Origin of the sequence: Rhizobium alarense, from assembly GCF_021555155.1 — a bacterium.
Taxonomy (GTDB): Bacteria; Pseudomonadota; Alphaproteobacteria; order Rhizobiales; family Rhizobiaceae; genus Rhizobium_D; species Rhizobium_D alarense.
Window position 1 is genome coordinate 24,497 of sequence record NZ_JAKGBU010000027.1, and the last position, 21,424, is coordinate 45,920.

Here is a 21,424-nt window from a genome sequence, read left to right on the forward strand (position 1 = left end):
AAGAGGGAGGAAGGACGGCCGCTCATGCCAGTGCCTCCTCGAGGATGGGCGGCAATTCGCTTCTCATATAGGCGAGGTCCTCCTCGTCCTTCAGCAGGACGCCGATCGCCCGGCGGAAGGCTTCCGGCCAGGGGCTGCCGCCCTTTTCCAGGACGGTCGCGGCGTTGGCCCATTCGACGGCTTCCGAAATGCCGGGTGGCTTGGCGAGCGGGCGGGCGCGGATGGCGTTGACGGCGCGCGCCACCGCAAGGGCCGTCGCCTCCGCGACATCGGACGCACGCGTTAGGATGATCGCCGCCTCACGCTCGGAATCGGGATAGGCGATCCAGTGATAGACGCAGCGCCGACGCAGCGCCTCGGCAAGCTCTCGCGTGCGGTTAGAGGTGAGGATGACGACCGGTGGCTCGGCGGCCCGCACGGTGCCGCGCTCGGGAATGGAGATCTGGAAATCCGAGAGATATTCGAGCAGCAATGCCTCGAATTCATGGTCGGAACGGTCGATCTCGTCGACCAGAAGCACGGTCTTTTCCGGGTGACGCAGCGAGCGGAGCAGCGGCCGCTCGATCAGGAAGCGGTCGGCATAGATGTCGATGTCGGCCGCGCCGGCCTGGCGGATCGCCAGAAGCTGGCGCTGGTAGTTCCACTCGTAGAGCGCATGCTGCGCGTCGATGCCCTCGTAGCATTGCAGGCGGATGAGGTCGCGGCCGAGGATTTCGGCCACGGCCTTCGCCGCCTCCGTCTTGCCGACACCCGGCATGCCTTCCAAGAGCAGCGGCTTGCCGAGACGGATCGCCAGAAAGACGGCGGTCGCCAGCGGCTCGTCGGCAATGTAGCGGCAATCCTCGAAGCGGTCTGCCACCGTCTCCGGGGACTCGAGCACGTCATTTGCCGACCCCTCCCGCATGGCGGCGCTCAATGGCTCGCCGCGGTCTGTCGAAGCGCGCGCAAAATACGTTCCGGCGTGATCGGCAGCGTGTCGATGCGCACGCCGACCGCGTCGAAGATCGCGTTGGCGATCGCCGGGATCTGCGGGTTCGCGCACATCTCGCCGGGGCCTTTGGCGCCATAGGGACCGTCCGCCGCCGGGCGCTCCAGCACGACGATCTCGGTTTCCGCGAGATCGCCGGGGCCGGGCATCAGATATTCGTTGAAGTCGCGCCCGCCATGCTCGCGGCTCGGATAATAGGGCTCCGTCGTCTCGTAAAGCGCGTGGCTGATGCCCATCCACGAGCCGCCGACGAGCTGCTGTTCCACCATCTTCGGGTTCAGCGCGCGGCCGATCTCGAAGACGTTCTTGACGGATTTGACGGTGACCTCGCCGGTCTCGTCGTCCACTTCTACATCCGCGACGGTACAGGCATGGGCGTAGCAGGTGGAGGGCTTCATCGCGCCCGTCGCCGTATCCGGATAGGAACGCGGGATCAGGAACATGCCGCGCCCGGAAATCGACCGTCCGTGCTTGAAATGGGCGGCGAGCGCCGTGTCGAAGATCGAGATGGAGCGCTGCGGCGCGCCCTTGACGTGGATATTGCCTTCGCCGTCCGTGTCGAGGTCGGCGGCATCCGTCTCCAGTTCTTCCGCCGCCACCTCCAGCATGACCTGCCGTGCTTCCCGTGCCGCCTCGATCACGGCGTTGCCGGCGCGGTGCGTGCCGCGCGAGGCAAACGTGCCCATGCAGTGCGGGCCGGTATCGGTATCGGCCGTGTCGATGATGACGCGATCGACCGGCACGCCGATCGTCTCGGCGCAGATCTGCGACATGACCTGCTTCAGCCCCTGGCCGAGATCGACCGAGGAGAGCGAGACCATGAAATTGCCGGTTGGCGTCGAATGCACCAGCGCCTGCGTCGGGTCGCCGCCGAGGTTCATGCCGGTCGGGTAGTTGACGGCCGCGACGCCGCGGCCTTTCCGGATCGTCATCGCTCACCCCTCCCTGACGGCGGAGGACATCCGCATGTATTTGTCCGCCACCGGCCAGTGGCCGATCCTGGAGGCCTCCTGCATGCATTCGATCAGCGCCGCGCCTTCCGTCTTCTGGCGGTGCGCCTTCATGTCGCCGTCGCGATAGGCGTTGACGAAGCGGAATTCGAACGGGTCCATGCCGACGAGCCGCGCCAGCTTGTCCATCTGCACTTCGAGCGCGAAGTCGCCGATGGTGACGCCGAAGCCGCGCATGGCGCTGGATGGCGTGCGGTTGGTGTAGACGCAGTAGCTGTCCACCCAGACATTCGGCACCGTATAGGGGCCGGGGAAATGCGCGGCCGATTTCTGCGCGCCGTAGGGCGAGTGGCGCGAATAGGCGCCTGCGTCGATATAGGCCTTGACGTAGCGGGCGACGATGCGGCCGTCCTTCGTCACGCCGTCCTTGATGACGAGCTTTTCGGCGGCGCGGGGCGAGGAGACCTGCATCTCCTCCTCGCGGCTGTAGATGAAGGAGACGGGGCGGCCCGTCAGCTTGGCGCCGAGGATGGCGATCGGCTCGACGGTCACGTCCACCTTGCCGCCGAAGCCGCCGCCGACGGTGCCGCCGACCATGTGCAGCTTGGCACCCTCCATCTGGAGGATGATCGAGGTGTTGTCGAGCGTGAAGAACATCGCCTGCGTGTTGGTATAGCAGGTGAAGCGGCCATTGCCCTCGGGCATGACGATGCAGCCCGTCGTCTCGGTCGGCGCATGTTCGATCGGCCCTGAACCGTAGGTCTCCTCGAGGATATGGTCGGCCTCGGCGAAGCCCGCCTCGACATCGCCGAAGCGCACCTTGCGGCACTCGCCGCTGTCGTAGCGATAATAGTTCTGGCCGTGATATTCGTTGACGATGGGCGCGCCGGGCACCAGCGCATCGTCGATGCTGAGCACCGGTTCCAGCACCTCGTAGTCGACCTTCACCTTGGCTGCGGCTTCGCTCGCGGCGCGTTCGCTGTCGGCGAGGATCGCGACGATCGCCTCGCCCTTCCAGCGCACCTTGTCGGTGGCCAGCACCGTCTCGTCCTCCGGCCCGACCTGGATCAAGGTGAGGATCGTGTAGACATTGTGCGGCACGTCGGCGGCCGTCAGGATGCGCACGACGCCCGAATGCGTCTCGGCCTCGGACAGGTCGATGCCGCGGATGCGGGCGTGGTGATGGGGGCTGCGGACCATCCTCAGGTGCAGCAGACCCGGAAAGGTCCGGTCGGCGAAATAGCTCGTCGTGCCGGTGACATGGCCAAGCGCGTCGACGCGGAGAGTAGGCCGGCCGATCTCCTTCAGATCGTCCTTCCGCTCGTCGGCGAAATAGGATTTGCGGACGTCCATCATGTCCTCCCTCAGGCCGCGTTGACGGAATTGGCGCGGGCGGCGGTCAGCACCGCCTGGATGATCGGCTCGTAGCCGGTGCAGCGACAGATATTGCCGGCGAGCGCATCGACGACATCCTCGCGCGACGGCTGCGGGTTGCTGTCGAGCAGCGCCCTGGCGGCCATCAGCATGCCGGGCGTGCAGAAGCCGCACTGGGTGGCGAAGCCCTCGTTGAAGGCGCGCTGCAGCGGATGCAGCACACCGCCTTCCGCCAGCCCCGCCGTCGTCTCGATCGCCGCGCCCTCGCAGGTTTCGGCAAGTGTCAGGCAGGAAAGGCGGAGTTCGCCGTCGATCAGCACGGAACAGCTTCCGCAGGTGCCCTGCTGGCAGCCGCCCTTGACCGACATGTCGCCGATCTTCTCGCGCAGCGCTTTCAGCAGCGTCGTGCCGCTCTCGACGAATTCCGCCCGTTCCTCGCCGTTGAGCGTGAACTGAACCGGTACCTTGGCCATTATGTCCTCCCTAGAGCATTTCCAGTCGATGCGCATTCGCATCGACGTCGGATAATGCGGCAAAAACAAAGAACTAGCGCGTCTTCGGTGATCCGGATTGCACCGGAAATGCGCTAGTGCGTTCCGGTGTCCGTTCAGGCGAGCAGCAACCGGCCGAGATGCACCGGCAGAACCTCTGCCCGATACCAGGCGCTGGCGATCGCATCGGTCACCGGCTCCATGCCGTCCGAAGCGACCGCAAGCGCGTCGCCGATGCCGTCCGCCGTCCGCGGCCTGCCGGCGAGTGCCGCCTCGACCGCGGGCGCGCGCACCGGCCGGTCGGCCATGCAGCCATAGGCGATACGGGCGCTGTCGATCGTTCCGTTTCTCTCGTCGAGAAGCGCGGCAATCGTGACGACGGAGACGCCCTTCGGCTTGACGCGCGAAACCTTGAGGAAGCGCAGCGCCCCGTCTGCCGGCAGCGCGAAACTGACCGCCGTCAGCACGGAGCGGGCATGGACCGTGTCGCGGTCGCGCAGGAAGTCCTCCAGCGGTAGCGTCTTGCCTCCGATTGCGACCGTCGCGTCGAGCGCCAGCAACGCCACGCCCAGATCGCCATAGGGGGCGGGGGCATAGAGATTGCCGCCGACCGTCGCCATGTTGCGGATCGCCGGTCCGCCGACCGCGTGCGCCGCGTCGGCCAGACAGTGAAGGCGCTTGTCCGCAAGGATGCGGCCCATGGTGACGGACGCGCCGAGCGTTACCCTGCCGCCTTCGACGGTGATTGCCGAAAGGGAGGGATCGGTGCTGCGCACATAGCGCGAGAAGGAGACGTCGCCCTCGTTGGCGTGGCGCACGATGAGCGTGCCGCCGCCGAGATAGCGTGCCGCCGCGTCGGACGAAAGGGCAGCGCCCGCGGCATCCGCCGTCGCACAGGTCTGAAGCGTCAGGGGCATGGCATCCTCCTCCAGGGTTTTTTGGCGTCAGGGGTTTTCGGCGAAATGGGTCTTCAGCGCGTTGAAGCCGCCCTGGAAGACATTGGTGCCCATGCCTTCGGCCACCTTGTCGGCCTCGGCCGCCGGCGCATCGAAGGTGGCGGTCCATTCGGCATAGGTGCGCTCGCCGTCGGTCACGCGCTTCAGTGTCAGCGTGGCGGTGTGGTTGCTGATCGGCTGCGGCGTTTCGAGGATGCTGTAGCTGACGGAGTGCTCGGCGTCGGAAAAGGCGGTCAGCTTCTCGCGCAGCGTTGCGCCGGAGATAAGCTCGAACTTGCGCACACAGCCGATCTCGTCGGCCGGGCGGCCGTCCTCGATCTCGCTCTTCACCATGCGCGGATGCCAGGAAGGCAGGCCGTTGAAATCGCGGATGCGCGCCCAGACCTTTTCGATCGGGGCGTCGATGACGGAAGAAACGGTAACTGTCGGCATGATGGGCTTCCCTGTCTGGTCCTGATGGGACGATGATAGGGTAGCGGCAAGGCGAGGCTTATCGATCGGTCTGGAGCGCTGATCGCTCCGTCTGATATTCGCTACGGCGCAACAGTTTAACGACAGAGCTCCGCGCCGCGGCGCGACGGCACCATGCGGCCTTCATTGGCGGCGGAGCGGTAGACGGTCGGGGGCACGCCGGTGTGTTCGCGGAAGAAGCGCGAGAAATTGCCCTGCGACGAGAAGCCGAGATTGCAGGCGACCGAGATCATCGATTCGTCGGAGGACTGGAGACAGCGCATCGCCTCGGCGATCCGGAGCGTGTTCCAGTAGACGTTGGGGGTCACGCTCATTTGTTCCTTGAAGAGCGCGAAGAAATGCGGGCGCGACAGGCCGACGCTGCGGGCCACCTGGTCGAAGCAGATGCGCTCGCCGACATTGGCCTCCATCAGCGCTAAGGCCTTGCGGATGCGGAAGTCGCGGCCGCCGCGGGCAATCTCCGAGCCGCGGGCCGGGCGGCAGGCGTCGGCTGCATCCATCACATGGTCGATCAGGCGCTCGACCTCGTAGCCCACCATCTCGTCCTCGCCGTCGACGAGCCGTTCGGGCAGCGTCATCGCCGCATCGACCAGCCAGCCGGGAAGCGGGATCGCCGGATCGGTGAAGGCAAGCGCGCCTGCGGCCATGCCGCGCCGTGCTCGCAGCCATTCCCGGTCGATATAGAAGGCCAGGAACTGGCCGGGGTCCTCGCCGTCGTCGAAGGTGTGGTTGTGCGGCTCGAAAGAATTGATGCCGATGGCGACGCCGGGTTCGGGCACCAGCGTCCGGTTGCCGACCGTCATGCTGCCGGCGCAGCCGGCAAGCCAGATCACGATATGGATTTCCGGATGGGCGTGCGTGACGAGATTGCCGCCGACATTCAGAAGCGAAACATGGCCGAACGGGCCCCGAAAGAGCCTGATGGATTCCGTCATCTGTTCCTCCCGCGAATGAGACCTCCCGTTTCGACGCGCCCGGCGCGCCGTCATCCGCTTGACCGGAGTTTGGGTCTTTCGACCGGGGGCGTCAACCCGGAGCGGACCTGCGGCAGCGACGGTCGGCAGGCCGCCGGGCCGATATTCAGACTGATCGATTGGCGGGGCGTCCATTACGCCGCCGCCTGCCAGCCGTCGCGGATATGGCGGTAGCCGTCGCGGTAGACCGCCTCCGGCGTCTCGGAGAAGTCGCGCCAGACCTTGGTTGCCGCCGCGAGGTCCTTCAGCGCGCGGCCGAAGGCCTCGATGGTCAGCCAGCCGTCATAGCCGTTTTCGCGCAGCGCCCGGAACGTCTCCGCCCAGGGGATATTGCCGCGCCCCGGCACGCCGCGGTCGTTCTCCGAAATGTGCACATGCACGATGCGGTCCCTGTTGCGGGTGAAGGCGCCGATCGGATCGGCTTCCTCGATATTGCTGTGAAACGTGTCGTACATGGCGCGGATGTTCGGGTGGCCGACCGCGTCGATATGCGCGGCAAGGTCGTCCATCGTGTTGAAGAGATAACACTCGAAGCGGTTCAGCGCCTCGAGCCCGATGGTCACGCCGTGCTTGCCGGCATGGTCGCCGATGGCGCGCTGCGAGGAGACCGAGCGTTTCAGTTCCGCAGCTGTCGGGCCGTTGCCGGAGAACTGGCCGAGCGTCGAATGCAGCGGACCGCTCAGCGTGTCGGCACCGAGAGCCTCGGCGCAGTCGATCGCCCATTTCATGTAGTCGATGCCGCGCCTGCGCGTTGCCGTATCCGGCGAGATCAGGTTCATCGCAGGGTCGCCCATGGCGGAGACGGCGGTGCGCTCCAGGCCGATCCGGTCGAGCAGGTCGCCGAGCCGGCGATAATCGTCGGGCGTGCCCTCGAAGATCGGGATCTCGACGCCGTCGAAGCCGGTTTGCCTGATGTCGCGCAACAGCTTTTCGTGCTTCCGTCCGACGCTGGTCGTCCAGAGAAACATGCACATGCCGATCTTCATCCTGTCCTCCCTGCGGCCTCTGTCGGGCCTTGATGCGGCGAACCGTCTCCTCCACGATTGCCGCAATCTGGTCATACCAAATCTGAGCATCTGGTCAAGCCAGTGCCGCTTACGTGGTGCGAGCAGAGTCGTCCGAGACAATCTCATACTCTCGGATAAATGGCGGAAAATGAAGAAAAATACGGATAGGCGCACCTGTCTTGCGAGGCGGGTTGAATTGCGCTAGAGCTTAAGGCAACGACAATTGGCCAAACCAGATTGCCCTATGGCGGTTGGAGAGGCGACAAGCAGGAGGCCCTGCACGGTCATTCGCGCATGTGCAGGCGCCGCAACAGTCTGGGAGGACGTTCATGCATCTTTCGACGCACAACTGGATGCGGGCAGAGCCGCTCGCCGTCACGCTGAAGCGCATCAAGAAATATGGCTACGAGAGCATCGAGATCTCCGGCGAGCCGACGCAATATGACGTCAAGGAGACGCGCGCGCTCTTGAAGGAGCACGGCATCCGCTGCTGGGGCGCGGTGACGCTGACGCTCGGCGAGCGCAATCTTGCGGCGAAGGACGAGGGCCAGCGGGCGAAGTCGGTCGATTACGTCAAGAGCGTCATCACCATGGTGAGCGAACTGGAAGGCGAGATCATCACTCTGGTGCCGGCAACCGTCGGCAAGGTCGTTCCGGACGGGACGGAGGAGGAAGAATGGAAATGGGTGGTGGACGCCACCAGGGAGTGCTTCGCCCATGCCCAGAAAAGGGGTGTGCGCATCGCCGTCGAGCCGCTCAACCGTTTCGAGACCTATTTCTTCAACCGCGCGGCCCAGGCATTGGCGCTTGCCGATGCGGTCAGCCCCGAATGTGGCGTCTGCCTCGATGCCTTCCACCTCAATATCGAGGAAGAGGACATGTATGATGCGATCCGGCTTGCCGGAAAGCGCCTGTTCGATTTCCACGTCGCCGACAACAACCGCTTCGCTGCCGGCCTCGGCCAGCTCGACTGGCCGAAGATCATCGGCACGCTGAAGGAGATCGGCTACGACGGCGCCGTTACCAACGAGTTCGTGGCGCCCGTCGACCGCACGCCGGCCGCCAAATATCCGGACATGGTCGAGCGCAACCCGGTCGATATTCCACCCGAGCAGTTGAAGTTCATCCAGGATCACGGATCGAGCCTGCTGACGGAGAAATTCTACGACGACCAGATGCGCATCACCGCCGAAACCATCCTGCCGCTGATCAAGTGAGGCCGGGCGAACAGCATCACCTTGCGGCCGGTCGGCCGTAGGGCGGGGGATCCGAGACATGCGCATCAAGACAGTAGAGGCCTGGTGGGTCAGCATCCCCATCGAGGCGAACCGCCAGCACCGCAGCGACTTCGGACGGCTGACCACCTTCGACGCCGCGATCCTGCGCATCGAGACGGATGACGGCATCGTCGGCTGGGGCGAGGGCAAGAATGCCGCCGGCAGCGCCGGCACCTACGGCACGCTGGTGCACATGCTGAACCACGAGGTGGGGCCGAAGCTGATCGGCCGCGATCCGGCGGACATCTCGGCGATCTGGGAGATGCTCTATAACGGCGTGCGCCACGAGACGGCGGCCTCGTCCGGCCATGCCATGCCGGAACTGTCGCGGCGCGGTCTTTCGGTCGCCGCGATCAGCGCCGTCGACATCGCGCTCTGGGACATCCTCGGCAAGTCGCTGGGCGTGCCGGTCTGGAAGCTCTTGGGCGGCCGCAAGGCGGACCGGTTGCCGGCCTATGCCTCGGGCGGCTGGGAGAATGCCGAGAAGATCGGCGACCAGCTTCAGTCCTATATCGCGGCCGGCGGCTTCCGGTCGGTGAAGATGCGGGTCGGCGCCATGGACGGCGCGCCGCCGGTCTCTGCGGCCCGCGTCAGGGCGGCGCGCAGGGCGCTGGGGTCCGGCGTCGACCTGATGGTCGATGCGCACGGGACCTATACGGTGGCCGATGCGAAACGCTTCATCCAGCTCGTCGCCGATTGCGATCTCGCCTGGTTCGAGGAACCGGTCATCGCCGACGACAAGCTAGGCATGGCGGAGGTGCGGGCGGCCGGCAACGTGCCGATCGCGGCCGGCGAAAGCGAGGCGACGCGCTTTGCCTTTCGCGACCTTGCCATGCAGCGCGCGGTGGATATATTCCAGCCCGATCCGGCCTTTTGCGGCGGGATCACCGAGGCGATGCGCATTGCGGCGCTCGCCAGTGCCTTCAACCTGCGTTTCGCGCCGCATCTGTGGGCCGGCGCGCCCTGCTTCTTCTCCGGGCTGCATCTCTGCGCGGCCGCGCCTTCCAGTTTCGTCATCGAATATTCGCTCGGCGCGAACCCGATGATCCATGACCTCGTCGAGGAGACAGTGTCCGTTTCGGACGGTATGATAGCGATTCCTGAAAAACCCGGCCTCGGATTCACGATCGACGAGCGGGTTCTGGAGGCTCACGCGCGAAGAGTGTGACGATGAAAGAAAACTCCCTGCTCTCCGACCTGGCGGCCTATCTCTTTTCGCATTCGAGCGACAACGGTCGCACGCCTTCGGAACGGGAACTTGCCGAACATTTCACGGTCAGCCGCGGCCAGATCCGCGAGGCGCTGGCGATCCTCGAGGCAATGCGCATCGTCGAGCGCCGGGCGAAATCCGGCATCTACCTGACGAAGACCGAAGCGAGCGTGGAGGCAATGGCGCTTTTCGCGCGCGCCGGCGTGCCGCTCGATCCGATCCTGATCTACGAGACCGTGGAACTGCGCAAGATTCACGAGATCAAGGCGGCGGAACTCGCCTGCCTGCGCGCGACCGAGGAGAACTACGAGCGGCTGCGGGAGATTCTCGCCATATCAGAGGCAAAGATTTCTGCCGGCGAGGGGCTGGCCCGCGAGGACCGCGATTTCCATCTGGAGATCGTGCGGGCGACGAAGAACAGCGTCTTCCACCGGGTCTGCAGCGTCTATTACACGATGGGCGAACAGCGCCTGCCGATCTATTTCGGCGACGTCGCGCGCAGCCGGCGCTCGCATGAGGAGCACATTCGCATCTACGAGGCGCTGCTCGCCCGCGACGGCAATCTCGCCCAGGCACTGATGAACGCGCATCTGCAAGGGGCCGAGAGCTACTGGAAGGGCCTGATCGGCGGACCGGCGACGGCAGCCGAATAGGCGAACCGGCGGGGAGGGCCGATGAGCTTCATCTTTTCGACGCATGCCCTGCATCCGGAGGCCGAGGCCATGCTGAAGGCTGCCGGCGAGCTGCGCATCGCGTCCAGTCCCGATCCCGAAACGCTGCTTGACGAAGGGCGCGGGGTGGAAATCCTGATCGTGCGCGCGCCAATCCCGCCCGCCTTCTTCGACGACGCCCCAAACCTCCGCGCCGCGATCCGCCACGGCGCCGGGCTCGACATGATCCCGATCGACGCGGCGACGCGGGCCGGCGTGCTCGTCGCCAACGTGCCGGCCGTCAATGCGCCGACGGTCGCGGAACACGTCTTCATGGTTACGCTCGCCTTGTTGCGGCAATTCCGGCCGATGGATCGCGACCTTCGGACAAAGGGCTGGACGGCCGGGCGGGCGCATTCCGACCGCGCGATGGATCTCGGCGGCCGCACGATCGGCATCGTCGGCATGGGCAATGTCGGCACGGCGATCTTCCGCATCGCCAGACACGGTTTCGGCATGGAAGTCGTCGCCAACTCCCGCTCGCCGGGAAGCCTGCCGGAAGGCGCGCGCTTTCTTGCCCTCGACGATCTCGTTGCAGCCGCCGACATCGTCGTGCTCTGTTGTCCGTTGACGCCGGAAACGACGGGCCTGCTCAACCGGGAGCGCATCGCGCGCATGAAGCCGGGGGCGATCCTCGTCAATGTCTCGCGCGGCCCCGTCGTCGATGACGCAGCCCTGATCGAGGCGTTGCAGGAGGCACGGCTTGGCGGTGCTGCACTGGACGTGTTCTCGACCCAGCCGCTGCTGGCGGATCATCCCTATTTCGGCTTCGACAATGTCATTGTCACCCCGCACCTCGCCGGCCTCACGGAGGAAAGCATGATGCGCATGGGCACGGGGGCGGCGGCGGAGGCGGTCCGGATTCTGAACGGCGGGCTGCCGGTCAACCTGCGCAACCCGGATGTGGTCGAGCATTATCGCCGGCGATTCCCCGCATAACCCTGTTTGCGGCGTCAGTCGCGATCCGGAGCGCCGAGCGGAAAGTATTGCCGATAGGGTCGGGCCTCGTCGACGGCGCGTGCGAAGGACGGTCTTTGCAGCAGGCGCTTGCGGTAGGCATGCAGGTTGCCGAAAGCCGCATCGATCCGATGCGTCCAGTCGGCATAGAAGAGCGACGGGGCGGCGGCGCAGTCGGCGAGGGTGAAGGTATCTCCAACCGCCCATGTCCGCCCTTCGAGATATCCCTCTAGCCAGGCATAGGCGCGCTCGAGCATGCCCCGTGCCTCCTGGTCGCCGTAAGGGTCGCGGTCGGTTTCGGGCCGGATGGCGTTGAAGACGATCCTCTGCTGCGGAGTCGACACGTAGTTGTCGAAGACCCGGTCGAGCATGCGGACCTCGATCGCGGCCTCCGGGTCGTCGGGTATGAGTTTCACGGGACCGGGATAGTGCCGGCCGAGATATTCGATGACGATGGAGGCTTCGAGAATCGTCCGGTCGCCGTCCACGAGGATCGGGAAGCGCTTGACCGGCCAGCGCGCCTCGAAATCGGCGAGTGTCTCGGGCTCGTTGTGGTCGAGCAGGCGATAGTCGAAGTCGGTCCCGTTCTCGTAGAGCGCGATCAATGTCTTCTGACAATAGGACGAGAAGGGGTGGGCGTAGAGAACAGGTTTCATCGCGGCCTCCACATGTGATACGGGGGCCTTTTCTCATATCCGATTGCAAAATGCAATCAGCTTTGCGAACATTAGCTGGCATGGCGCAGGCTGATGCCGCTGCCGCCGTCGAAGAGCAGGACATTCTCCGGGTTCCAGGAGAAGCGCACGGTATCGTCGATCTTGAGATTGGTCCCGGCCGACATCGTCGCCTGCAGCACGGTTCCGCCGGCGCGAAGCGTCACGATCTTCTCGACGCCATGATTCTCCACGTCGTGCACCCGGGCCTCGCCCGGCGCGCCGCTTTCGAGAACGAGGTCCTCGGGGCGAATGCCGAAGGTGAGGGACCGCCCGTCCGTCACAGCACCATGGCCGCTTGCAAGCGGCAGGCGGTACCCTTCGTCGGCGACGGCCTCGTTTCCGGCGAGTTTTCCGGGGATCAGGTTCATCGGCGGCGAGCCGACGGCGCGCGCGACAAAGGTGTTCCTCGGATTGCGATAGATTTCCTGCGGCGTGCCGGTCTGAACGAGATGGCCGTTGTTGAGCACGCCGATCTTGTCGCCCATCGACATCGCCTCGATCTGGTCGTGGGTGACGAAGAGAAAGGTTGCGCCGAGGTTCATCTGCAGGTTTTTCAGCTCCGTGCGCAACGCCTCGCGCAGCTTCGCGTCGAGCGCCGAGAGCGGCTCGTCCATCAGGAAGACACGTGGCTTGCGCACGATGGCGCGACCGATCGAGACGCGCTGCATCTCGCCGCCCGACAGCCGGTCCGTCTTGCGGTCGAGCAGGTGCTCGATGCGCAAAGTTTTGGCAACCCGGTCGACACGTTCCTTGATCTCGGCCGGCTCGACACGCCGGATGTGGGATTTCAGCGGAAATTCCAGGTTCTCGCGGACCGTATAACGCGGATAGAGCGAATATTGCTGGAGAACGAGTGCCACATCACGTTCCGCCGCGCCCCAGTCGGCGACATCCTGGCCGTCGACGAGGATCCGTCCGCCGGTTGGCCTTTCCAAGCCGGCGATCAGTCTCAGCGTCGTCGTCTTGCCGGCGCCCGTCTGACCGAGCAGCACGAAGAACTCGCCGTCGGCGATTTCGAGATCAAGATTCCTCAGTGCAGTGTGCTGGCCGAAGGTCTTGGTGATACCCTTGAGTTCGATATGCGCCATCAGAGTCGGATCCCGAGCGACGAACCGGTCGCCGTGTTGAAGAAATGCGCCTGGGCGGGGTCGATGCGCGCCCAGACGGTGTCGCCGGCCCGCGGCACGAAGCCGCTCTTGGTGCGGGCCCGCAGCATCTGCTCGCCCACCTTGAGGTCGACGATGTCATGCGAGCCGAGCGGTTCGATGATATGCGCCTCGACCGGCATGAAGCCGTCGCGGGCCTCGCGCACGACGATGACGCCCTCCGGTCGTACGCCGAGCGTGAGATTGTCGTTCTCGCCCTTTGCGGAAGGCAGCCGGCCGGCAAGTTCGGCCGGAAAGTCGAAAGCCCTTTGCGCGCCCTTGAGTTCCACACGAACGTGCCCCGCCTCCTCGCGGACGCTTGCCTCGGCTACATTCATCACGGGGCTTCCGACGAATTGCGCGACGAAGATGTTGGCAGGCTGTGAGTACACTTGTTCCGGCGTGCCGACCTGTTGCAGGCTGCCCTCGTGCATGATGACGATCCGATCGGCAAGCGACATGGCCTCAACCTGGTCATGCGTCACGTAGATGGTCGTCGAACCCTGCTTGATGTGCAGCCGCTTGATCTCGGCCCGCATCTCCTCGCGCAGCTTCGCGTCGAGCGCACCGATCGGCTCGTCCATCAGCATGGCCTTGGGCTTGCGCACGAGCGCGCGGCCGATCGCCACGCGCTGCATGTCGCCACCCGAAAGCGCCGACGGTTTGCGGTCAAGCAGATCGGAAATGCGTAGCACCCGCGCCATCTCGCACACGGCATTGTCGACGCCGCTCCGGCTCATTCGGGTGGCGCGGAGCGGAAAGGCGATGTTCTCATAGACCGTCATGTGCGGGTAGAGCGAGAACGACTGGAACACCATGGCGATGTCGCGGTCCGACGCCTTCATATGCTGCACCGGCTGTCCGTCGATCAGGATGTCGCCCTCGTCGATCGTCTCGAGGCCTGCGACCGCGCGCAGCGTCGTCGTCTTGCCGCAGCCCGATTGTCCGAGCAGCACGATGAACTCGTTGTCGGCGATGGCGAGATTGAGGTCCTTGATAACCTGGACGGCGCCGAAATATTTCTGGATGCCGCGAAGTTCGATCTGCGTCATGAAGTGATGCCTTCGTCTTGTTTCTCTTCCCGCGGGATCTTGGTGGTCACCATGAAGGCGATCAGCCCGACGAGCGTCATCGTCAGCCCGTAGCGGTGGAGAAAGAAGTTCCAGGGCTGGCAGAGCGCGATGATGCCGAGGATCATCAGCAACTGCGAACCGGGTTCGAGATATTTCTGGTTCAGGGTGCGGAAGGTCATTTGCGGATCGCCCCGAAGCTCATACCGCGCAGGAGATGGTTCCTGAGCAGGAAGGTGAAGATCGCAACCGGCAGCAGGAACAGGAACGTGCCCGCGGCAATCACCGTCCAGTCCGGCAGGCCGGAGCCGACCTGGCTCGGGATGAAGGGTGGCGCCGTCTGCGCGCGCCGGTTCGTCATGATCAGCGCGAAGGCATATTCGTTCCAGGCTGTGATGAAGCAGAAGACGGCGGTCGCGGCGATGCCGGTTGCGGCTTCCGGAATGACGATCTTGAAGAAGGCCTCCATGCGCGTGTAGCCATCCACGAGCGCCGCCTCCTCATATTCCTTCGGGATCTCGTCGATGAAGCCCTTCATCAGCCAGACCGAAAAGGAGAGGTTGAAGGCGGTGTAGAGAATGATCAGGCCCCAGTGCGTGTCGTTCAGGCCGACGACGCGGTACATGAGGAACATCGGGATCGCCACGACGACGGGCGGCAGCATGCGCGTCGACAGGATGAAGAAGAGCAGGTCCGCCTCCCCCTTCACCTTGAAGCGCGAGAAGCCGTAGGCTGTGAAGGTTCCCATGCCGACCGCAAGCACCGTTGAGGTGATCGCCACAATCAGGGAGTTCATGAAGCGGTTCTGATAGCCGGAAGGCTGCACCTCGCCGCGGCCGGAGCGCACGACCTTCTCGCCGCCGTCGAACACCATGCGCTCCCACCAGGGGGCGGCCGCATATTCCTCGGGCGTCGGTGGCTCGCGTAGCTGCGAGCGCTTGGTGAAAAGCTTTACGAACGGCGAAACGTCAGGCTCGAAGAGGACGGTCGGCGGGATCGTGGTGGCGAGGTTGCGCGGCTTGAAGGCCGTCGAGGTGATCCAGTAGATCGGTGCGAGGAAGATCAGCGTGATGACCAGCACGGCGGCGATCGCCACCTTGTTGAGCGCGCGCTCGGAGCGGGTCTGAACGGCCGCCATCTCAGCGCTCCTTCACTTTGTTCAGGTATTTCACGTAGATGTTGGTGATGGCGAGCACCATGATCAGAACGATGTAGGCGAGCGCGCAGGAGCGCCCCGTCTGCCATTCCTGGAAGGCCATCTTGTAGAGCCGGATCGAGATCACCTCGGTCGTCGGCTGGCTGGTCAGGATGTAGGCGAGGTCGAAGGTCTTGAAGGCCTCCATGGTGCGGAAGATGATCGCGATCATCAGGATCGGCGCCACCAGCGGCAACGTGATGCGGAAGAAGGTGTAGAACGGGCCCGCCCGGTCGATCGCCGCCGCCTCATAGAGGTGCTTCGGCACGGCGGAGAGGCCGGCGAGCGACAGCAGCATCACGAAGGGCGACCACATCCAGATATCGGTGATCGCAACGGCATAAAGCGCCATGTCCGGATTCGACAGCCACTCGAAGGAGCCAAGGCCGAGCGTATAGTTGATGATGCCGAAGGACGGATCATAGAGCAGCTTCCAAAAGAGGCCGACGACCGCCATCGAGAGCATCATCGGCAGCAGCAGAAGCGTCGTCAGCAAGCCTTTCAGCGGAATGTCACGGTTGAGCAGCATCGCCGTGCCGAAGCCGACGATCACCTGGCCGGCAACCGAAACGATGACGTATTTCGCCGTGATCGCGAAGTTCGACCAGATGAAGGGGTCGTTCAGGAGTTCGCGATAGTTTTGCAACCCGACGAAGTTTGCCGGCGCGCTGGACGAGGCCCTGAAGTCGGTGAAGGAATAGCCGAGCGAATAGATCAGCGGAAAGATGTTGAAGACGATCAGGAACAGGATCGTCGGGATGATGAAGAGATTGCGGATCCGGATATCGCTCATGCCGCGGGATGCGGCACGCGACTTCGCGTCCAGCGATGCCATGACTGCGGTAGCCAATACTCTCCTCCTCCGAGAATTCGGCGCCGGATGCCGGAAAGCATACCGATGCGCGATGTGAATGCCGAGCGTCGCGCCCGCTCGAACCGCGCCGGCGGGCACGGATGCCGAATGAAAAGGAGAGGGGACGCGGGCCCCCTCTCCAGGGGGACTACTTTTTGCGCCCGTATTTCTCGAACGTGGCGTTCCAGTCTGCAGCCAGTGCGTCGAGCGCTTCCTTCGCCGTGCCTTCGCCGGCGGTGATGTAAGGATAGATGCGCTGGTTCATCTGGATCAGCAGCTCGGCATATTCCGGCGTCGCCCAGAAGTCCTTCACCTTGAACATCGTCTCGTAGAAGGCCTTGTTATACGGCGTCGCGTTCTGGAACTCTTCCGATTCCAGCACCTTGGCGCTTGCGGTATAGCCGCCGAGTTCGGCCCAGCGCTTCTGGGTCTCGTCCTTGACGAACCATTCGAGGAATTTCATCGCCTCTTCCTGGTTCTCAGAATAGGAGACGATCGAAATGCCCTGGCCGCCGAGGGCTGCGAACTGGTCGCCGTCCGGACCGGCCGGGTTGGCGAAGAAGCCGGTGACCTTGGCGTTCGGGTTCGACGCCTCGTTCACCAGCGCCGGGAAGAAGGCGAAGTAGTTCATGCTCATCGCCGCCAGGTTCTCGGTGATCGCCTGGTTGTTCTCGACGAAGAAGGTCTTGGCCCAGCCAGGAGGCGTGAAGCCGTAGAGCTCCCGATAGGCTTCAACCGCCTTGACGTTCTTGTCCGAATTGATGATGCCGTCGACCTGGTAGCTGGCATAGTCGCCAAGCTCGCCGCCGAAGGAGAAGATCGCGTTCTCGACGCCCATAACCAGACCGTCATAGGAATTGTCGGTGTAGATCGCAATGCCGTAGCGCTTCTCGTCCGGACGGTGGAAGAATTCTGCGATATCGCGCAGCTGCTTCCAATCCTTCGGCGGCGCCAGGTCGTAGCCGTATTTCGCCTTGAACGCCTCCATTTCCTTGGGATCTTCGAACCAGTCCTTGCGATATGACCAGCCGACGGCATCGCCTTCGGCCGGGATCGACCAGTACTTTCCGGAATTCGAAGGATACTCGGCATAGTACTTGACCGTCGCCGGTGCCATAACCTCATTCAGCTTGTGCTTGTTGAAGAACTCGGTGAGGTCGACATAGTGGCCGGCCTCGGACGCGGCGCCGATCCACTGGCTGTCGCCGACGACCATGTCGTAGGCGGAACCCCGCGCGTTGAACTCGGTAAAAGCCTTGGTCTGGAAATCGGCCCAGGGCGTCGTTTCGACCGTGACCTTCACGCCCGTCTCGGCCTCGTATTCGTTCACCAGTTCCTGGAGGTAGTTGGCCGGATCCCATTCGGCCCAGAAAATCGTCAGTTCCTGAGCCTGCGCGGTTGTTCCGCAGGCCCACATCAAGCCGACGCCGGCCAAAAGGCCGGCCACAGTTTTGCGCATAACGTTTCCTCCCATTTATGCACACCACCCGCTTTGCTGCGGGCGTTCCGGTTTGGCCCATACATCCTTCCGGGTGTCGCTTGTGCGGCAGGTCCTCCTCGACCCGTCGCCCTTGCAGATATCGAGCCTGAACTTTGCGTTGCGATAATCTGGTAGTACCAAATATCGCGACCGTCAAGGACGCACGCCTGTCCGGCCAATCATCCAAACACCCGCCAGAAAAGCCTATACGCCCGCAATCATCGCGGATTTTTCATGAGCTGCTTTTCCGACAGTCTGATTAACACCGACCGCTCTGGATAGCCGCGGCAAAAGACGATCAATTGAATTGGTCAAACCAATTCTCATCCTCGGTCGGATGTTCGCCGATGTCATGTTCCGCTCTCCGCTTCCCGAACCGTCGCCTCGACAAGGGTGGAAGCCGCCCATTCCGCGACCGATTGTGCCCGTTCCGCGGTCAGGCCCCAGATGTCCTTGAGAATGACGAGCACCTCGACACCGAAGACGAGCGACAGCGCCTGAGCGAGCCGCTCCCGGGTTTCGGCGGACACTTTGCCCTCCAGGGGCGCCGTCACGCTGCGCAGGAGGTCGACGCGATGGCCGCGGGTAAAGCGCGGCTCGTTGCCGAGCGTTCCGGCCTGGCGTTGGGCCCATTGGTCGAGCGAGAGCTTCAGCGCTGCCTTGAAGGTCGCTTCGAACTCATCGATGCGCGGCATGGCGGTTGCCAGCAGATTGGCGATGCGGGTGCGGGGATCCGGCGCCTGCGAGTGCCAGTCGAGGATCGGGCCGAGCGCTTCCTGCACGACGGCGTGGACCAGGGCGGCCTGGCTCGGGAAATAGCGGTATGCCGTGGCGCGCGATACTTCCGCCGCCTCGGCCACTTCGCTGACGGAAGGCGTTATGCCGGACTGCATCAGCCGCGTCGCGGTTTCGAGCATCAGCCTGCGCGTGCGGGCCCGCGGCCCACGCTCGACGGTTGCGGTTTGTTGACGTGAGACATTCATATCGTTATGATACGCACGTCTCAAAAATTTGCAAGAGCCGCAAAGCGGCCTGCAGGAAGAGCGTTGTCCGGGCAGGAGGCCCGGATGGCGTTCGGGAGGACGGATGAAAGCGATCTACGTGGTCGGCACCGCCGACACGAAGGGCGAGGAACTGGCCTACCTGGCAGACGCCATCGTGGCGGCCGGCGGTCGTCCGCTGCGCATCGATATCGGCACGCGACGACCGACCGTCGCGGTGGACATTTCGGCCGATATGGTCGCGGCAGCACATCCGGCAGGCGCTGCGGCTGTCCTGTCCGGCGATGACCGCGGTACGGCCGTCGCCGCCATGGGGGAGGCTTTCGCGCGTTTCCTGCCGGCATGTGACGACATTGCGGGCGTCGTCGGCATCGGCGGCGGCGGCGGCACGTCGATCATCACCGCCGGCATGCGCCAGTTGCCGCTCGGACTTCCCAAGATCATGGTCTCGACGCTCGCCTCCGGCGACGTGGCGCCCTATGTGGACGTATCCGACATCGTGATGATGCCATCGGTGACGGACATGGCGGGCCTCAACCGTCTTAGCCGCGTGATCCTTCACCATGCCGCTCAGGCAATCACCGCCATGGCGAGCCGCCCGCTTGCCGAGGCCGCATCGAAACCTGTCCTGGGCCTTACCATGTTCGGCGTCACGACGCTCTGCGTCACCGCCATCGTCGAGCGACTGCGGGCCGACCATGACTGCATGGTCTTCCATGCCACCGGCACCGGCGGGCGCACCCTGGAAAAGCTTGTCGACAGCGGGCTCCTGTCCGGCGTGCTCGACATCACGACGACCGAGGTCTGCGACCTTCTGTTCGGCGGCGTGCTGCCGGCGACGAACGACCGCTTCGGCGCGATCGCGCGCAGCGGCGTGCCCTATGTCGGTTCGGTCGGGGCACTGGACATGATCAACTTCTGGGCGCCGGACACCGTGCCGGGACGATATCGTTCGCGTCTCTTCTACCGGCACAATCCGAATGTCACGCTGATGCGCACGACACCGGACGAATGCGCGGAGATCGGCCGATGGATCGGACGAAAGCTGAACCTCTGCAACGGGCCGCTTCGCCTGTTTCTGCCGGAAAAGGGGGTCTCCGCCCTCGATATCGAGGGTGGCACCTTCCACGATCCGGTCGCCGACGCCGCGCTGTTCGACGCGCTGGAGTCGACCGTCGTGCGAACCGACCGCCGGCACATCGTCCGGCTGCCGCTGCACATCAACGATCCCGCATTCGCCGAGGCCGTCGCCGCTGCCTACCGCGACATCGCCAACCCGTGAGAGAGACACCGATGCCAGCCATACCCCGCAAGACAATCCTCGAGAAATTCCGCGGCATGGTCGCGGCTGGCGTGCCGATCGTCGGCGGCGGCGCCGGCACGGGGCTGTCGGCCAAGGCGGAGGAGGCGGGCGGCATCGATCTCATCATCATCTACAATTCCGGGCGCTATCGCATGGCCGGTCGCGGGTCGGCGGCCGGCCTGCTCGCTTACGGCAATGCCAACGAGATCGTGAAGGAAATGGCGGTCGAGGTGCTGCCCGTCGTCAGGCGGACTCCAGTGCTCGCCGGTGTCAACGGCACCGATCCCTTCGTGCTGATGCCACAGTTCCTCGGTGAACTGAAGGCGATGGGCTTTTCCGGCGTGCAGAACTTCCCGACTATCGGCCTCTTCGACGGCCGGATGCGACAGAGCTTCGAGGAGACCGGCATGGGCTACGGCCTGGAGGTGGAAATGATCGCCACGGCGCACCGGCTCGACATGCTGACGACACCTTATGTCTTCAACGAGCAGGAGGCCGTCGACATGACGGCCGCCGGCGCCGATATCGTCGTCGCGCATATGGGCGTGACGACCGGCGGCACGATCGGCGCAACCTCTGCAAAGTCGCTGGATGACTGCGTCGGGGAAATCGACGCAATCGCCAAGGCGGCGCGCTCCGTCCGCAAGGATGTCATCGTGCTCTGCCACGGCGGGCCGATCTCGATGCCACAGGATGCGCGCCATATCCTAGAGCGCTGCCCCGGCTGCAACGGCTTCTACGGCGCGAGCTCGATGGAGCGTCTGCCGGCCGAGACGGCGATCCGCAAGCAGACGGAGGAATTCAAGTCGCTGACCATCGGCACTGTGGTCTGAGGCGAAGCATGCGGGAGGAGGCCGTTTCATGGCGAAGGACAGGTATTTTCTTTACCCGAAGGACGTCAACGCCTTCGGTTTCGACTGGGGAAGACTGGCATTGACCGTGGCGCCTGAGGTCAACGGGGCAAGCCGCTTTTCCGGAGGGGTGGTCGACCTCCCGAGCGGCGAGGGGCATGCCCGCCACAACCATCCGGGCGCAGAAGAGATCATCTTCGTGATCTCCGGTGAGGGCGAGCAGATGGTCGAGGACGACGCCGGCAATCCCATCACGAGGACGGTCGGCCCCGGCTGTACCGTCTACGTACCGGAGAACCGATATCATTCGACGAAGAACACCGGCGCCGGGCCGATGCAGCTCTTCGTCGTCTATTCGCCGGCGGGGCCGGAGCTGGCGCTTCGCGACCTGCCCGACTTCCGTCTGATCCCGCCCGCACCCTGAGCGGGCCGTCGGTTTCTGGGA

The 21,424-nt window shown here is 64.3% G+C and carries 23 protein-coding genes; 7 read left to right on the plus strand and 16 right to left on the minus strand.

From position 1 onward, the window contains the following. Nucleotides 1–22: 22 nt before the first annotated feature. The 8 genes from LXM94_RS10620 to LXM94_RS10655 form a co-directional block, all read right to left on the minus strand. Nucleotides 23–904 (minus strand): AAA family ATPase, encoded by an 882-nt coding sequence (locus LXM94_RS10620; protein WP_235771228.1) that lies wholly within the window; start codon nt 902–904, stop codon nt 23–25. Between the two features lie 8 nt (nt 905–912). After that, on the minus strand, nt 913–1,920 hold the full coding sequence (locus tag LXM94_RS26165; RefSeq protein ID WP_329605602.1) for a xanthine dehydrogenase family protein molybdopterin-binding subunit: 1,008 nt from the start codon (nt 1,918–1,920) through the stop codon (nt 913–915). 3 nt (nt 1,921–1,923) lie between these two features. Continuing rightward, nucleotides 1,924–3,291, minus strand: coding sequence for a xanthine dehydrogenase family protein molybdopterin-binding subunit (locus LXM94_RS26170; RefSeq protein WP_329605603.1), 1,368 nt, complete (start codon nt 3,289–3,291; stop codon nt 1,924–1,926). 11 nt (nt 3,292–3,302) lie between these two features. After that, a complete protein-coding gene (locus LXM94_RS10635; protein ID WP_235771230.1) occupies nt 3,303–3,785 on the minus strand; it encodes a (2Fe-2S)-binding protein in 483 nt (160 codons plus the stop codon). A gap of 134 nt (nt 3,786–3,919) precedes the next feature. Then, nucleotides 3,920–4,720, minus strand: a complete 801-nt coding sequence (locus LXM94_RS10640) for an FAD binding domain-containing protein (protein WP_235771231.1) — start codon at nt 4,718–4,720, stop codon at nt 3,920–3,922. Nucleotides 4,721–4,747: 27 nt separating this feature from the next. Beyond that, on the minus strand, nt 4,748–5,191 hold the full coding sequence (locus LXM94_RS10645; protein WP_235771233.1) for an SRPBCC family protein: 444 nt from the start codon (nt 5,189–5,191) through the stop codon (nt 4,748–4,750). Between the two features lie 116 nt (nt 5,192–5,307). After that, on the minus strand, nt 5,308–6,165 hold the full coding sequence (locus LXM94_RS10650; protein ID WP_235771235.1) for a helix-turn-helix domain-containing protein: 858 nt from the start codon (nt 6,163–6,165) through the stop codon (nt 5,308–5,310). Nucleotides 6,166–6,338: 173 nt separating this feature from the next. Further along, on the minus strand, nt 6,339–7,190 hold the full coding sequence (locus LXM94_RS10655; RefSeq protein ID WP_235771236.1) for a sugar phosphate isomerase/epimerase family protein: 852 nt from the start codon (nt 7,188–7,190) through the stop codon (nt 6,339–6,341). Nucleotides 7,191–7,540: 350 nt separating this feature from the next. Between LXM94_RS10655 and LXM94_RS10660 the strand changes: the two genes are divergently transcribed. From LXM94_RS10660 to LXM94_RS10675, 4 genes are read left to right on the plus strand one after another with little or no spacing between them, the layout of a single operon-like run. Continuing rightward, the gene (locus LXM94_RS10660) at nt 7,541–8,428 is read left to right on the plus strand and encodes a sugar phosphate isomerase/epimerase family protein (protein WP_235771238.1); all 888 of its coding nucleotides are present in this window, start codon (nt 7,541–7,543) and stop codon (nt 8,426–8,428) included. Between the two features lie 58 nt (nt 8,429–8,486). Further along, nucleotides 8,487–9,656 carry a mandelate racemase/muconate lactonizing enzyme family protein gene (locus tag LXM94_RS10665; protein WP_235771240.1) on the plus strand — a complete coding sequence of 390 codons (1,170 nt, stop codon included), beginning with the start codon at nt 8,487–8,489 and terminating at the stop codon, nt 9,654–9,656. A 2-nt stretch (nt 9,657–9,658) separates the two neighbouring features. Continuing rightward, nucleotides 9,659–10,351: a FadR/GntR family transcriptional regulator gene (locus LXM94_RS10670; RefSeq protein ID WP_235771241.1), complete on the plus strand. Its 693-nt coding sequence runs from the start codon at nt 9,659–9,661 to the stop codon at nt 10,349–10,351. A gap of 21 nt (nt 10,352–10,372) precedes the next feature. Next, entirely contained in the window at nt 10,373–11,347 is a 975-nt protein-coding gene (locus LXM94_RS10675) for a hydroxyacid dehydrogenase (protein WP_235771243.1), read from the plus strand. 14 nt (nt 11,348–11,361) lie between these two features. Here the strand turns inward: LXM94_RS10675 and LXM94_RS10680 are convergent, their stop codons facing one another. The 8 genes from LXM94_RS10680 to LXM94_RS10715 form a co-directional block, all read right to left on the minus strand. Further along, complete coding sequence (locus LXM94_RS10680) at nt 11,362–12,021, minus strand: glutathione S-transferase family protein (RefSeq protein WP_235771245.1); 660 nt, start codon at nt 12,019–12,021, stop codon at nt 11,362–11,364. Between the two features lie 71 nt (nt 12,022–12,092). Further along, nucleotides 12,093–13,169 (minus strand): ABC transporter ATP-binding protein, encoded by a 1,077-nt coding sequence (locus LXM94_RS10685; RefSeq protein ID WP_235771246.1) that lies wholly within the window; start codon nt 13,167–13,169, stop codon nt 12,093–12,095. Continuing rightward, nucleotides 13,169–14,278 (minus strand): ABC transporter ATP-binding protein, encoded by a 1,110-nt coding sequence (locus tag LXM94_RS10690; RefSeq protein WP_235771247.1) that lies wholly within the window; start codon nt 14,276–14,278, stop codon nt 13,169–13,171. Before LXM94_RS10690 ends, LXM94_RS10685 begins: the two co-directional genes overlap by 1 nt. Continuing rightward, complete coding sequence (locus LXM94_RS10695) at nt 14,275–14,478, minus strand: hypothetical protein (RefSeq protein ID WP_235771248.1); 204 nt, start codon at nt 14,476–14,478, stop codon at nt 14,275–14,277. Before LXM94_RS10695 ends, LXM94_RS10690 begins: the two co-directional genes overlap by 4 nt. Then, nucleotides 14,475–15,434, minus strand: a complete 960-nt coding sequence (locus LXM94_RS10700; RefSeq protein WP_235771249.1) for a carbohydrate ABC transporter permease — start codon at nt 15,432–15,434, stop codon at nt 14,475–14,477. The genes LXM94_RS10695 and LXM94_RS10700 overlap by 4 nt, the downstream gene beginning before the upstream one ends. 1 nt (nt 15,435) lies before the next feature. After that, entirely contained in the window at nt 15,436–16,326 is an 891-nt protein-coding gene (locus LXM94_RS10705) for a carbohydrate ABC transporter permease (RefSeq protein ID WP_408015621.1), read from the minus strand. A 166-nt stretch (nt 16,327–16,492) separates the two neighbouring features. Beyond that, the gene (locus LXM94_RS10710; RefSeq protein ID WP_235771251.1) at nt 16,493–17,803 is read right to left on the minus strand and encodes an extracellular solute-binding protein; all 1,311 of its coding nucleotides are present in this window, start codon (nt 17,801–17,803) and stop codon (nt 16,493–16,495) included. 371 nt (nt 17,804–18,174) lie between these two features. Further along, nucleotides 18,175–18,807: a TetR/AcrR family transcriptional regulator gene (locus LXM94_RS10715; RefSeq protein WP_235771252.1), complete on the minus strand. Its 633-nt coding sequence runs from the start codon at nt 18,805–18,807 to the stop codon at nt 18,175–18,177. Nucleotides 18,808–18,910: 103 nt separating this feature from the next. On the opposite strand from LXM94_RS10715, the gene LXM94_RS10720 reads away from it, so the two are divergent. From LXM94_RS10720 to LXM94_RS10730, 3 genes are read left to right on the plus strand one after another with little or no spacing between them, the layout of a single operon-like run. Beyond that, on the plus strand, nt 18,911–20,107 hold the full coding sequence (locus LXM94_RS10720; protein ID WP_235771253.1) for a Tm-1-like ATP-binding domain-containing protein: 1,197 nt from the start codon (nt 18,911–18,913) through the stop codon (nt 20,105–20,107). An 11-nt stretch (nt 20,108–20,118) separates the two neighbouring features. Continuing rightward, complete coding sequence (locus LXM94_RS10725; RefSeq protein ID WP_235771255.1) at nt 20,119–20,961, plus strand: phosphoenolpyruvate hydrolase family protein; 843 nt, start codon at nt 20,119–20,121, stop codon at nt 20,959–20,961. Between the two features lie 28 nt (nt 20,962–20,989). After that, on the plus strand, nt 20,990–21,403 hold the full coding sequence (locus tag LXM94_RS10730) for a cupin domain-containing protein (protein ID WP_235771256.1): 414 nt from the start codon (nt 20,990–20,992) through the stop codon (nt 21,401–21,403). Nucleotides 21,404–21,424: the final 21 nt, after the last annotated feature.

Coding starts and splice junctions, on each gene's coding strand:
- LXM94_RS26170 (WP_329605603.1), bottom strand. CDS start 3,291: ATGGACGTCCGCAAATCCTATTTCGCCGACGAGCGGAAGGACGATCTG.
- LXM94_RS10715 (WP_235771252.1), bottom strand. CDS start 18,807: ATGAATGTCTCACGTCAACAAACCGCAACCGTCGAGCGTGGGCCGCGG.
- LXM94_RS10705 (WP_408015621.1), bottom strand. CDS start 16,326: ATGGCATCGCTGGACGCGAAGTCGCGTGCCGCATCCCGCGGCATGAGC.
- LXM94_RS10650 (WP_235771235.1), bottom strand. CDS start 6,165: ATGACGGAATCCATCAGGCTCTTTCGGGGCCCGTTCGGCCATGTTTCG.
- LXM94_RS10635 (WP_235771230.1), bottom strand. CDS start 3,785: ATGGCCAAGGTACCGGTTCAGTTCACGCTCAACGGCGAGGAACGGGCG.
- LXM94_RS10695 (WP_235771248.1), bottom strand. CDS start 14,478: ATGACCTTCCGCACCCTGAACCAGAAATATCTCGAACCCGGTTCGCAG.
- LXM94_RS10680 (WP_235771245.1), bottom strand. CDS start 12,021: ATGAAACCTGTTCTCTACGCCCACCCCTTCTCGTCCTATTGTCAGAAG.
- LXM94_RS10725 (WP_235771255.1), top strand. CDS start 20,119: ATGCCAGCCATACCCCGCAAGACAATCCTCGAGAAATTCCGCGGCATG.
- LXM94_RS10620 (WP_235771228.1), bottom strand. CDS start 904: ATGCGGGAGGGGTCGGCAAATGACGTGCTCGAGTCCCCGGAGACGGTG.
- LXM94_RS10720 (WP_235771253.1), top strand. CDS start 18,911: ATGAAAGCGATCTACGTGGTCGGCACCGCCGACACGAAGGGCGAGGAA.
- LXM94_RS10690 (WP_235771247.1), bottom strand. CDS start 14,278: ATGACGCAGATCGAACTTCGCGGCATCCAGAAATATTTCGGCGCCGTC.
- LXM94_RS10730 (WP_235771256.1), top strand. CDS start 20,990: ATGGCGAAGGACAGGTATTTTCTTTACCCGAAGGACGTCAACGCCTTC.
- LXM94_RS10645 (WP_235771233.1), bottom strand. CDS start 5,191: ATGCCGACAGTTACCGTTTCTTCCGTCATCGACGCCCCGATCGAAAAG.
- LXM94_RS10675 (WP_235771243.1), top strand. CDS start 10,373: ATGAGCTTCATCTTTTCGACGCATGCCCTGCATCCGGAGGCCGAGGCC.
- LXM94_RS10670 (WP_235771241.1), top strand. CDS start 9,659: ATGAAAGAAAACTCCCTGCTCTCCGACCTGGCGGCCTATCTCTTTTCG.
- LXM94_RS10665 (WP_235771240.1), top strand. CDS start 8,487: ATGCGCATCAAGACAGTAGAGGCCTGGTGGGTCAGCATCCCCATCGAG.
- LXM94_RS26165 (WP_329605602.1), bottom strand. CDS start 1,920: ATGACGATCCGGAAAGGCCGCGGCGTCGCGGCCGTCAACTACCCGACC.
- LXM94_RS10700 (WP_235771249.1), bottom strand. CDS start 15,434: ATGGCGGCCGTTCAGACCCGCTCCGAGCGCGCGCTCAACAAGGTGGCG.
- LXM94_RS10660 (WP_235771238.1), top strand. CDS start 7,541: ATGCATCTTTCGACGCACAACTGGATGCGGGCAGAGCCGCTCGCCGTC.
- LXM94_RS10640 (WP_235771231.1), bottom strand. CDS start 4,720: ATGCCCCTGACGCTTCAGACCTGTGCGACGGCGGATGCCGCGGGCGCT.
- LXM94_RS10710 (WP_235771251.1), bottom strand. CDS start 17,803: ATGCGCAAAACTGTGGCCGGCCTTTTGGCCGGCGTCGGCTTGATGTGG.
- LXM94_RS10655 (WP_235771236.1), bottom strand. CDS start 7,190: ATGAAGATCGGCATGTGCATGTTTCTCTGGACGACCAGCGTCGGACGG.
- LXM94_RS10685 (WP_235771246.1), bottom strand. CDS start 13,169: ATGGCGCATATCGAACTCAAGGGTATCACCAAGACCTTCGGCCAGCAC.